This is a genomic window from Epibacterium ulvae (genome assembly GCF_018678075.1).
GTDB classification, from domain to species: domain Bacteria; phylum Pseudomonadota; class Alphaproteobacteria; order Rhodobacterales; family Rhodobacteraceae; genus Epibacterium; species Epibacterium ulvae_A.
In genome coordinates this window covers 1-10,804 of sequence record NZ_JAHHIR010000086.1, presented here as the reverse complement: position 1 = coordinate 10,804, position 10,804 = coordinate 1, and the positions used below count along the sequence as shown (strand labels likewise).

Below are 10,804 nucleotides of genomic sequence, written 5' to 3'. Positions count from 1 at the left end.
GCTTGCATCACCGCCAGCGTGCCGCATAATGCAACCAACCAGATGAGCCAGATACTCTCTTAGTTTAAGCTGCCATTGGTTCCAAAAACCCTGACGACGGACAGTTGACTATGAAATGAAACAGCAGAGAATAAAAGAGGCAAGCGTCTAGGGGCCTTGGGCCACCTCAGGGCAAGCGGGCTGGTCTAGGTGTGGAATGTCTCTCACTCTGGGCTCACGTCCCATTAGATGCGCCAAGTTCCGCGAAGCGAGGCAAACCCGCCTGTCGCAGCCGTTGAAATTTTCACAAAACAGCCCTTGGATCAAGTTAAAAAGAATTTCCAGAAATTTTCCAGTTTGATGCACCTGATGCTCATTAAGTTGGCATGAGTTGTATTTCGATGAAACAATCCTTGGTTTCAGCGGTATTTAAATTCAAGCGGTGTTTGCAATGATGCCCCAATCAGAGCAACGGCTAAAAATGAGAGCCGACTTCCAACAGGGGAACATCATGACATACAAAATCTCACGGCGCGGGCTTCTGGCCTCATCAGCGGCGACAGCAGGTGCCTTGGCAATGCCAGCAATCGTTCGTGCCGCAGGTCACCAGCCACTGGCTGGCAAAGAGCTGCGCCTTTTGACATGGTCCGACAACACCGGTCTTGCCGTTCTGGACCATATTGCAAAGCCGTTCGAGGAAGCCACGGGCGCGCGTGTCATTGCAGACCGTACCGGATCCACATCTGAAATGGTTGCCAAATTACGCGCTGCCGGCGACCGCCCACAATATGACGTGATTACCCTTGCGGGAGTTGGCGCGGTTGAGTTGGCCGGAGATGGACTTTTGGCACAACCGGATCTGAACATGCTACCAAACCTCGAACAGGTTGATCCGAGGTTCCGCACGGGTGCGGACGGGCACGGCATCGGTTACCTCCTGTGGACAGGCGGTTTGATCTACAACACGAAGACCTTCGCAGAGCCACCGAAATCCTACGCGGAAATGTGGGACGCATCCCACCAAAATCGTCTGTTCTTGCCGCCGTCCACGTGGACCGATGCACTCGACACGATCTTTGCGACAGGCAAGATGCTTGGTGGCGATGGCACCAACGCTGAAGAGGCATTTGCCAAATTGGCAGAGCTTCGCGATAGCTTGCTTACATTCGGTGAAAACCCTGCGCAAATCTCCGAGCTGTTCCGCTCTGATGCGCTGGATATCGGTGGTGTCTATGCGCCTGCATTCTATGCGGATGAATTGAAGGACCCTGCGAATTCAAACATGGGTGCCACCTATGACATCGACGAAGGTTTCTTTGCGGATCTGATGTACACAATCGTTCCAAAGGCCAAGCCGGGTGACGATGACGTTGTTCACGCCTTCATCGATTTCACACTGGACGCAGATGTGCAGGGGAGAATGGCCGAAGCCGTCTTGAATGGCCCGATCAACCAAAACGCGGTGATGTCTGATGAGGCCAAAGCAAGCCCGTTCATCATCAAGCCCGAGCAAATGGGCGATACTGCCGTGGTGCATGACAAATCTTTCATCGCCGATGTGCGTGAAGATTGGATCACCCGTTACACACAAACCTTGGCGTGATCCGCCCAAGACAGGACGTTCCTCAGTGAGCCTTCAATTAACCAAATCAAAAGCGCTGGCATTTTCTTTGCCAGCGCTCATCGCAATTCTCCCCTTTCTAGGGGCGTGTTTTTATATCTTTCGGTTTTCCATTTCAGGCGAACAATCCCGCATCGAGGGCTTTTCGATCCAGCCCTATGTGGATTTGATGACGCCTTATTTTGGTCGCTCCGTCTGGTTGACACTGCGGCTTGCGTTTATTGCGACCATCCTTGCCATGATGATGGCTGTTCCGCTTGCTTTCCTGCTGACAAGCCTACGCAGTCCGTTTGCCCGCCGCAGCCTGACCATTGTGATCTTGCTGCCTCTCATTCTGAACCTGCTCGTGCAAGCCTACGGTTGGATATTGCTGCTCGGGCCCAGTGGGGTTTTGAATTCAACCCTGCGTAGCCTTGGCATCATTGAACGACCGATCTTTTTGCTGTTCAACGAGACCGGCGTCTTGCTGGGGTTGGTGCAAACCTCTCTCCCCTTGGCGGTCTTTCCGATTGTTAGTTCCGTTCGCGGCATATCGCGCGAACATCTGGAGGCGGCCAGTTCGCTGGGCGCCTCGCATTGGCGCATCTTCTTTGACGTGACCGTACCGCTGCTTCGGCCCGGATTATTTGGCGCAGCGTCGATCGTGTTTGCTTTCAATGCTAGCGCCTTCGCCATTCCGTTGCTGTTGGGTGGTCGCCGCGTACAGATGATGGGCATAGCCATCCGAGATATGATTTCACCATTGTTTAATTGGTCTGGCGCTGCTGCGGCTGGCATGATCCTGATCTTTGTCACCATGATTACGATGCTGTTTGCAGCTTGGTTGGCGCGGATCACATCTGAAAAAGTGGAGCGCTGATATGCGGGTTGATCTACTTCCAACTGAAGGGGGCGGCACATATCGTTTTGTCATCATCCTGCTCGCGATCTGCGGCATCTTGATTTCCTCTCTGCCCGTCATCGTGGTCACGATCATGTCCTTCTCTGCGGCCGACAACACAGGCTTTCCGCCCGAAGCGTTGTCTTTGCGTTGGTATTCGGAAGTGATCGCGATGTTCACAACCGAAGACGCCAATAGCGCGCAATCGGTGGTGTCCTCAACGATCACCAGCCTTGTCGTCGCGGTCATCGTTATGGTGATTTCAACCGGTGTGTGCATTCCTCTGGCTTATGTCTTGGCGCGGGGTGATCGGCGCATTCGCAGCGGGATGGAACTGTTGTTCACATTGCCCTTGGTCTTCCCGCTGGTGATCCTTGGCATTGCGTTTTTACTGATTGCCGAAAGCCTGCGGCTCGACATCGGCATATGGCGCATCATCATCCCTCATGTCGCGCTCGTCCTGCCATTCGTACTGCGCAATTGCCTCAGCGCCATGAGCGGGATCAGCTTGGAAGTTGAAGAAGCTGCCGTATCGCTCGGTGCGTCTCCACTGCGTGCAATATGGGATATTGTCATACCGATGATGAAGGCCGGTATCCTTGCAGGCCTGATCTTTGCGCTGATCATCAGCTTCAACGAATTCACAATCACCTTCTTCATGTACACCGTTGATGTCAGCACGCTGCCGATCTGGATGTACAGCCGTACTGCATCATCGCTGGACCCCTCAACACTGGCTTTGTCTGTGTTCATCATTGCCGCTGACGTGGTGCTGATCGTGCTTGTCGACAAGCTGATCGCCGGTCGCGCAAGCCTCTTTTAGAAAGGTCATAGATATGACGTCAGACATTCACCTTCACATTAACAAAGTGTCGAAACGATTTGGCACAGTCGACGCCTTGCGGGATGTCGATCTCAAGATCGAACGCGGCTCGTTCGTCTGTCTTTTGGGGCCATCGGGCTGCGGCAAGACGACGTTGCTTCGCATCATTGCAGGGTTTGAAGCCGCAACCAAAGGCAGCCTCATTCTGGATGGCCAAGACATTTCAAATCAGCCTCCGCATAAGCGTGGCTTTGGCATGGTGTTTCAATCGCTCGCGTTGTTCCCGCACATGAGTGTAGCGCGCAACATCGGCTACGGATTGAAGTTGCGCGGCGTCAAAGGCGCAGCACAACGGGACCGTGTCGAAGAGCTATTGAACGTGATCCAGCTGCCGCACATCGCGGATCGTCCGGTGTCGGCCCTATCGGGCGGGCAACGCCAACGGGTGGCCATTGCGCGCGCTTTGGCAATCCAGCCACCGCTGTTTTTACTTGATGAACCGCTCTCCGCTCTAGATGCTCAATTGCGCGACAACATGCAGATCGAGCTGCGCCAATTGCAACAAAAATTCGGTGTGACAACGGTTCTGGTGACCCATGACCAGCACGAAGCGATGATGCTGGCGGATGAATTGGTGGTTCTCAAAGACGGCGCAATTCGCCAATCCGCACCACCCTCACAGATCTACAACAATCCCGCGGACAGCTTTGTCGCGGACTTTCTTGGCGCTGCAAACCTGATCGAGGTAGGGGCGATGAAGGGTGGCGCGATTGACCTTTTCGGCACCCCCGTCAAAAGCTCGCCCCCCCATCGAGACGGCGAGCAAATGCTCGCCGCTGTGCGGGCAGAACACATTGGCCTGTCTACTGTCGGCAAAGACGACAAAGCAGGCGTCGGCGCGATTTCCTTCATGCGTGATTTGGGGGCGGCAACCGAATTCGTCGTGACGATCGATGGCAAGGATCTGCGTGTTCGCCGTACAAGCGCACAAGTGCAGGGCCTCAACGTCGGCTCGAAAGTAGGGCTGACATTCGACCCTTCAATGGTATCACTCTTTAAGGCGCCTTAATGCGTTGCTGCGGTGGCCTCATATGTGAGGATTGCCGCAGCCAAATCCTCCAATGCGGCACCGACCGATTTAAAGACAGTGATCTCTTCATCAGACCGGCGTCCAGCATGAGACCCACGTGCCAGATCGAACAAATCCGCCTGAATATCTGAAGCATCGATAGCCCCTTCCCGAATGGCTTGAACGATATCGCCACCTTCGGACAAAACACCTTCGCGCGTATCTGCGAAAACAGATGCCGTTGCGATCAACGCGCTGTCCGTTTCACGCATTGTGGGCTTGAACGCCCCGATTAGATCGATGTGCGTCCCCGGCTTCACCCAAGCGCGCTTGATCAGTGGCGCCTGAGAAAGCGTGCAGCAACTGATGATGTCGGCTTGTGGGGTTGCGCTTTCGAGATCATCTGTGGTCTGCGCTTCATATCCCAAACCACGGGCGGCCTTTGCCACTTTCTCGGCCAGGTCAATGCGGCGCGTCCAGATCGTAATCGACGTCAGAGGACGCACCGCGGCATGCGCCTCGATCACGTTAAGCGCCAACTTTCCAGCCCCGACCACCAATAGATTGTGGGCGTCCGACCGTGCTAGATACCGCGCAGCTAGGGCTGACGCTGCAGCCGTTCGCCGCGCTGTTAATTCCGCGCCGTCGATCACAGCAAGCAAAGCGCCGGTTGCACCAGATGACAAAAGATACGCGCCAGAAATTGCAGGTAACGATCGCGCTGAATTGCCGGGTATGACGTTGACCATTTTAACGCCGATGTATTTTCCCGGCGTCCACGCTGGCATCAACAACAAGGTGCCGCTGTCTTCGTTTGGGAGCTCGACCTCATGATGGTGGCGCAATGGCATGACGCAGCCCGACCGAAACATCGCGTCCAGCCCGTCGATCAAGCGGGGCCACTCTAGCCCCGCCCGCGTTTCATTCGTGTCAAAAACCCGCAGCATATTACCCTTTTACGGCCGTAATCATGACCTCAACCAAATAATCTGGCGTGGCCAAGCGTGCCTCGACACAGGCGCGCGCAGGCGGATTTTTGGGATCAATCCATGCATCCCAAACAGCGTTCATATCCGCGATGTTCGCGATATCGGCAAGCCAAACCGTCGCGGTCAGAATTTGGGATTTGTTACTTCCTGCATCCGCCAACAAGCGGTCGACCTCGGACAACATGTCTTTGGTCTGGGCGGTGACATCCGCCCCGCTGCCAACCTGACCTGCGAGATAGATTGTGTCGCCGTGGACCACGGTTTGGCTCATGCGGCTGTCAAGTTCGGTGCGTGTGATCGTCATTGGAAGGTATCCTTACTTTGGTGTTCTAAAGGGCGAAAATTGCATCAGACTCAGGATTTCGAACAGCATCTGTGCGCCATTCTGGGCCGTGTTGGTTGTTGGATCGTAAGCAGGGGCAACTTCGACAACGTCGCCACCGACAAGGTTCACGCCCTTCATGCCGCGGATCAGTTTGAAAGCCTCGCGTGTGGTCAGCCCACCGACCTCTGGAGTGCCCGTTCCGGGCGCATAGGCTGGATCGAGGCTATCAATATCAAAGGAAAAGTAAGTCGGGCCATCACCAACAACGTCGCGTGCCTTCGCGATGATGTCAGGCAGGTTTGCATCGGTGATGCTTGCGGCCTCAATCACGGTCATCCCTGACATCTCGGAAAACTCCCAAATGTATTTTGCGGCCCCTCTAATGCCGATCTGGATCGTGCGCTCGGGGTCAAGCAACCCGTCAAGCACCGCATTGCGGAAAGGGCCGCCATGGTGGAACTTTTCGCCTTCGTAAGACCCGCCAGTATCGCAATGGGCGTCGATGTGGATCATTCCGACAGGACCATCTTTTGCGACGGCTTTGAGGATTGGGTGACTGATAGAATGATCTCCTCCAACAGCCAGTGGGATCACATTTTGCACTACAATTTTGGCTACGAAATCTTCGATGTCGGCATGGCTCTGCGTGAGGTCAAACCGGCTTTGCAATGGAACATCGCCGATGTCGGCGACAGACATCTCGTGAATAGGAGCACATTCAAGCGCGTCGTTGTATGGACCAACCCGCTCGATACTCCGTAAGGCCCGCGGTCCAAACCGCGACCCGTTTCGATTGGTCACGCCAAGGTCCATTGGCACGCCATAAAGCGCGACATCAAGTGCGGAGATATCAGTGCTTGGGTCAAAGGGAATATGCGGCGCGTCCAATAATGTCGGCATTCCGGCATATGGTGCCGGACGGCGCCCTCCCTCAGAAAAGATTTTTTCTGCTATTCTTTGCCCCTTTGGATCGTGCAGGTCACCGCCTGTTGAGTCCTCAAATTTCCGTTGCAACTGCGCGAGTTTTTCTGCCGACCAAGTCATATAAGCCCCCTTCATTAATCGCTCATGCGTAGCATGCGTTGAACAGTGAATTAAATTTGAACCTTTAGAAGTTTTGTTTCATATTTGTGCAACTGCACTTATTCATGGATTTCCTCCTATGGCTCGACGCAAAAAGGCGTTCTCCGGCACGATCAATGACGTGGATTTGCGTTTGATGCGTGTGTTCAAAACCGTAATTGAATGTGGCGGCTTGTCCGCTGCCCAAACCGAGTTGGGCGTGGGGCGATCCACGATATCACGGCAAATATCGGATCTTGAAACCCGGCTTGGCCTGCGGTTGTGTCATCGCGGGCGCAGTGGGTTCTACCTGACGCAGCAAGGTCAACAGGCTTATGATTTCATTGACCACTTTTTAAAACAGAGTGAAGATTTTACTTCGCGCATTGCCAGTATCAGCAACAAGTTGGTTGGAAAAATCGAAATCGGCATGATTGACTTTACGATAAGCGATGAAAAAAATCCGCTCGTACCGGCCATTCGAAGTCTTCAAGATCTGTCCCCAGATGTGTCGGTCACTATGATGACGGGGTCGCCGAACGAGGTAGAGCGCGGCGTGATTGATGGTAAGTTACATGTGGGTATCGTCCCCGACTACCAACGCCACCCAAGTCTCAATTATAGGACGCTTTACGACGAACGTGTCGGGTTATTTTGTGGTGGAAACCACCCGCTTGTCGATGATTTACTTAACGGGGTCGAATTGTCGGACAAAGACGTCTGTAAACACAAGCTGGTTCATCGTGGATATTTTGAAGGCGAGCGTTTACGCAAAAGAAAACAGATTTTTCCGGTTGGCAGTACAGTATACCAGACCGAAGCAGTACTTTCCCTTGTTCGCAGCGGTGTTTACCTGGGCTACTTTCCATCCCATTGCCAAGAACTCATACGGGACGAATTCTATGAAATTCTGCCAGATGTTTTTAGCTATTCCACACCAATCTGCGCGGTTTGGCGCACCGACCGGAACCAATCTGCAATCTTGCAAGACTTTCTCGATCTTCTAAAGCCATCGGCTTGATCCATGATGGTGGCTGATAGGGCCCGTTTTATTGGAATGTGCCAGACTCTAGAGGCATCAAATCGAACGCTACACTTCCAGAAATCGATCAGTGGCACAGGCGTTGCGAACCGCGGCTGATCTGTATAGCGGACTTCGCACCATCAAGTTTGACCTTAGTGAACGTCGGCAATACGGGCTGCGGACGCAGCATGCCGATCGAGTGCCGAACGGCAGCTAAGGGCCGTTTCTAACAGAAAACTCTGCAACTATGTTAGTCTCGCAGCACTAACTCGGCGTTGTCCGGGTTGTAGGTATAGCGCGAAATCGTTCCATCCTTGATCCGCTCAACAGCTTCTTCAATGACGAAGAGAGGCACCAAAAACCACTCTTGAGGCTTCATTGGACGGCCCAGGCGATCAGGGATTTCGATGTCCAACTGCGCTGACGCAAAAATGCGGTGCAGTAGATTCTCCAGTTTGGTTCGATTGATGTTGTAGAGTTCATAGGTCGCAATGATATCGACCTTGGCCATCAGGAATGTGGTTTGAAGCTGTGCACCAGCTATACGTTTTTCAACGCTGTTGCTGGTTACACCGATTTTATGCACAAGCTCACGGTTTTTAGCGACCATCGGATGATTTGATTGACTGCGCAGTACATAAATCGTGCCACTAGCCTCGTCGCCATCGTCAGTTTGACCTGAGAATAGAGGTCCGGCGGTCGGGTCCGTGATCCGGCGACCGGCATCGCCGTCGGCGTTCAACTGGCGTTGTAGCGAACGCATCAACAAATTGCTTTCTGTGCCATTGTCGAAGATCACACGCAGGCGCGCATCTGTTCGCCCGTGATCCGTGATGGTGACTTCGCCCATATCTGAAACATAGGCTTTCTGGCCGCCGACAATGAAGAACCGACCAGGTTCGATTTCCGCCTTCAGTTCAAACTTGCGCGTTTCTCGAAGGCCTGAATCCAGCTCTTTTTGGACTTGTTCAAAGAGAGGTTTGAACGTGTCAAAATCCTCGCATTTACTGCGGCCACCGATATCCTCAGCTGCCTTTTTCACAGCGGTCGAACGTACGTGCTTTAGGTCGGTGATCTCTGGGGCAGAGACGTCAACACCCAATTCGGCAAGCAAGGCGTCATCATCTGTCCGTCGTCAGGGTTTTTGGACCCATAGGCGCTGACGTCAGACACCAACCAGATGAGCCAGATACTCTCTTAGTTTAAGCTGCCATTGGTTCCAAAAACCCTGACGACGGACAGAAGGATACCCCCCACGGCATACCGAGATCTTCGCCATAAGACGACGGGATCAGCCGATGGGGCAAGTCATGTCGCAGCTTTGGGCTGACTTGCAGCAAGCTCGTCAATTGACGTCGGAGCCCGATAGCAATCGATGAAGATCCAAAGCCCCACGCGTTCGCAATAATACCAAACCCTTCAGTTTGTCGTTTTCTAACGATCTTTCAATCCAAGAGCAGACATCCGTGTAATTTGCAGCATTGGTCGTAATGTCCATGAAGCTGCTGACCGACGAGATGGGGATCAACAGGCCTAGCCCCTATGTCAGAATCGTTTGGATCAATATCCTGAAACGCTTGCAACGCTGCAAATTCATCGTAGTTTTGAAGAATATTCTCAGCTTTCAGGTATTCACCGAATAGCTTGGCAAACGCCTTTTTGTCAGCTTCTTTGACGATATCTTCAGGGTTAGGGAACTGCTCTTCCAGCTCTTTCACAATATCGGTGAACCCGCGCCGGGCCTTGCCTGTTTCCTGATCCTCAAAGCCCCTCATATATTCATCGTAGCTCTTTTCGAGCACGACATTTTGGGTATTTGAGCTACCCCCCGAAAATCGGACACTGACGTAAGCTACGATTTGTTGTCTGTTGATCTTCAACACGAAGGAGATTGACGATGCCGAAACGGAAGCAACACCAACCGGAATTCAAGGCCAAGGTCGCATTGGAAGCACTGAAAGGCGAGGAGTCGGTCAGCGAGTTGGCCAGTCGGTTTGGCGTGCATCCAACGATGATCCATCAATGGAAACGCGCATTACTTGAAGGCGCTTCCGGCGTATTTGAGCGCGGCGGGCGGACGGCACCGGAAGTTGATGAGGAGCAGGTCAAAGACCTGCACGCCAAGATTGGGAAGTTGGCCGTCGCCAACGATTTTTTGGCCAGAAAGCTCAAACCTTGGGCCGGCAAGTGAGGCGCAAGATGATTGAGCCGAACCTAAAAGGTCTGTCAGTCAGCAAGCAATGTTCGCTGCTGTCGATCTCGCGGTCGTCATTTTACTATGAGCCAACAGGCGAAAGTGAGATGAACCTCGGTCTGATGCGCCTGATCGATAAGCAGTTCTTGGAAACCCCGTTTTACGGCGTACGTCAGATGACATGGCATCTTCGCAATGAAGACCATCTGGTGAACGAGAAGCGCATCCGCCGCCTTATGCGGTTGATGGGCCTTATGCCGATTTATCACAAACCCAACACCAGCAAGGCAGCCAAGGGTCACAAGATTTATCCATACCTGCTGCGTGGCCTGCGTGTGGATCAGCCCAATCAGGTTTGGTGTGCCGACATCACATATCTGCCGATGCGGCATGGCTTTCTGTATCTCGTCGCCATCATGGACTGGCACACACGCAAAGTTCTAGCGTGGCGCATCTCGAACACGCTGGAAGCCGAGTTCTGTGTGGATGCCTTGAATGAAGCGATCCACCAGTTCGGCCCACCTGAGATCATGAATACGGATCAGGGCAGCCAGTTCACGTCATTTGCTTGGACCGACCGCCTGCGTCGATCAGGCATCCGCATCTCAATGGACGGCAAAGGCCGGTTCCTCGACAATATCTTTGTCGAACGACTGTGGCGCTCGGTGAAATACGAATGCGTTTATTTGCACGCATGGGAGACCGGATCAGAGGCCAAGGCGGGTGTCAGAAAGTGGATGGACTTCTACAACAACAAGCATCCTCATTCTGCCCTTGGCGGCAAACCGCCCGCTGTGATCTATTGGCAGAGAAATGACACAACCAACCCCGATCAGCC

Annotated in this window: 11 protein-coding genes; 6 read left to right on the top strand and 5 right to left on the bottom strand. The window is 53.3% G+C overall.

The window, feature by feature from the left end; all coding sequences use genetic code 11:
* Nucleotides 1–490: 490 nt before the first annotated feature.
* From KMP13_RS18010 to KMP13_RS17995, 4 genes are read left to right on the top strand one after another with little or no spacing between them, the layout of a single operon-like run.
* Entirely contained in the window at nt 491–1,582 is a 1,092-nt protein-coding gene (locus tag KMP13_RS18010) for an ABC transporter substrate-binding protein (RefSeq protein WP_215267363.1), read from the top strand.
* Nucleotides 1,542–2,459, top strand: a complete 918-nt coding sequence (locus KMP13_RS18005; protein WP_215267362.1) for an ABC transporter permease — start codon at nt 1,542–1,544, stop codon at nt 2,457–2,459. Before KMP13_RS18010 ends, KMP13_RS18005 begins: the two co-directional genes overlap by 41 nt.
* A 1-nt stretch (nt 2,460) precedes the next feature.
* Nucleotides 2,461–3,303, top strand: a complete 843-nt coding sequence (locus tag KMP13_RS18000; protein ID WP_215267361.1) for an ABC transporter permease — start codon at nt 2,461–2,463, stop codon at nt 3,301–3,303.
* A gap of 13 nt (nt 3,304–3,316) precedes the next feature.
* Nucleotides 3,317–4,372, top strand: coding sequence for an ABC transporter ATP-binding protein (locus tag KMP13_RS17995; RefSeq protein WP_215267360.1), 1,056 nt, complete (start codon nt 3,317–3,319; stop codon nt 4,370–4,372).
* Here the strand turns inward: KMP13_RS17995 and KMP13_RS17990 are convergent.
* From KMP13_RS17990 to speB, 3 genes are read right to left on the bottom strand one after another with little or no spacing between them, the layout of a single operon-like run.
* Complete coding sequence (locus KMP13_RS17990; RefSeq protein ID WP_215267359.1) at nt 4,369–5,319, bottom strand: ornithine cyclodeaminase family protein; 951 nt, start codon at nt 5,317–5,319, stop codon at nt 4,369–4,371. The genes KMP13_RS17995 and KMP13_RS17990 overlap by 4 nt on opposite strands.
* Before the next feature lies 1 nt (nt 5,320).
* Nucleotides 5,321–5,665 carry a RidA family protein gene (locus tag KMP13_RS17985; RefSeq protein ID WP_215267358.1) on the bottom strand — a complete coding sequence of 115 codons (345 nt, stop codon included), beginning with the start codon at nt 5,663–5,665 and terminating at the stop codon, nt 5,321–5,323.
* Nucleotides 5,666–5,677: 12 nt separating this feature from the next.
* A complete protein-coding gene (gene speB, locus KMP13_RS17980; protein ID WP_215267357.1) occupies nt 5,678–6,586 on the bottom strand; it encodes an agmatinase in 909 nt (302 codons plus the stop codon).
* A gap of 262 nt (nt 6,587–6,848) precedes the next feature.
* Between speB and KMP13_RS17975 the strand changes: the two genes are divergently transcribed.
* Nucleotides 6,849–7,769: a LysR family transcriptional regulator gene (locus tag KMP13_RS17975; protein ID WP_215267356.1), complete on the top strand. Its 921-nt coding sequence runs from the start codon at nt 6,849–6,851 to the stop codon at nt 7,767–7,769.
* Between the two features lie 253 nt (nt 7,770–8,022).
* Here the strand turns inward: KMP13_RS17975 and KMP13_RS17970 are convergent, their stop codons facing one another.
* Together KMP13_RS17970 and KMP13_RS20690 are read right to left on the bottom strand one after the other, a co-directional pair.
* Nucleotides 8,023–8,886, bottom strand: a complete 864-nt coding sequence (locus tag KMP13_RS17970; protein ID WP_215267355.1) for a GIY-YIG nuclease family protein — start codon at nt 8,884–8,886, stop codon at nt 8,023–8,025.
* Between the two features lie 331 nt (nt 8,887–9,217).
* The gene (locus KMP13_RS20690) at nt 9,218–9,655 is read right to left on the bottom strand and encodes a type I restriction endonuclease subunit R, EcoR124 family (protein WP_353055731.1); all 438 of its coding nucleotides are present in this window, start codon (nt 9,653–9,655) and stop codon (nt 9,218–9,220) included.
* Between the two features lie 14 nt (nt 9,656–9,669).
* Here KMP13_RS20690 and KMP13_RS17960 point away from each other — a divergent pair.
* A protein-coding gene (locus tag KMP13_RS17960; RefSeq protein ID WP_435370371.1) for an IS3 family transposase occupies nt 9,670–10,804 on the top strand; the annotation gives its coding sequence in 2 pieces (ribosomal slippage) (nt 9,670–9,931 and nt 9,931–10,804; 1,136 coding nt annotated over the 2 pieces). This gene is flagged as partial in the annotation.

What these genes read in the sequence shown, in the direction of transcription:
- KMP13_RS18010 (WP_215267363.1), top strand. Translation starts at nt 491, where the DNA reads ATGACATACAAAATCTCACGGCGCGGGCTTCTGGCCTCATCAGCGGCG.
- KMP13_RS18000 (WP_215267361.1), top strand. Translation starts at nt 2,461, where the DNA reads ATGCGGGTTGATCTACTTCCAACTGAAGGGGGCGGCACATATCGTTTT.
- KMP13_RS17995 (WP_215267360.1), top strand. Translation starts at nt 3,317, where the DNA reads ATGACGTCAGACATTCACCTTCACATTAACAAAGTGTCGAAACGATTT.
- KMP13_RS17990 (WP_215267359.1), bottom strand. Translation starts at nt 5,319, where the DNA reads ATGCTGCGGGTTTTTGACACGAATGAAACGCGGGCGGGGCTAGAGTGG.
- KMP13_RS17985 (WP_215267358.1), bottom strand. Translation starts at nt 5,665, where the DNA reads ATGACGATCACACGCACCGAACTTGACAGCCGCATGAGCCAAACCGTG.
- speB (WP_215267357.1), bottom strand. Translation starts at nt 6,586, where the DNA reads ATGCCGACATTATTGGACGCGCCGCATATTCCCTTTGACCCAAGCACT.
- KMP13_RS17975 (WP_215267356.1), top strand. Translation starts at nt 6,849, where the DNA reads ATGGCTCGACGCAAAAAGGCGTTCTCCGGCACGATCAATGACGTGGAT.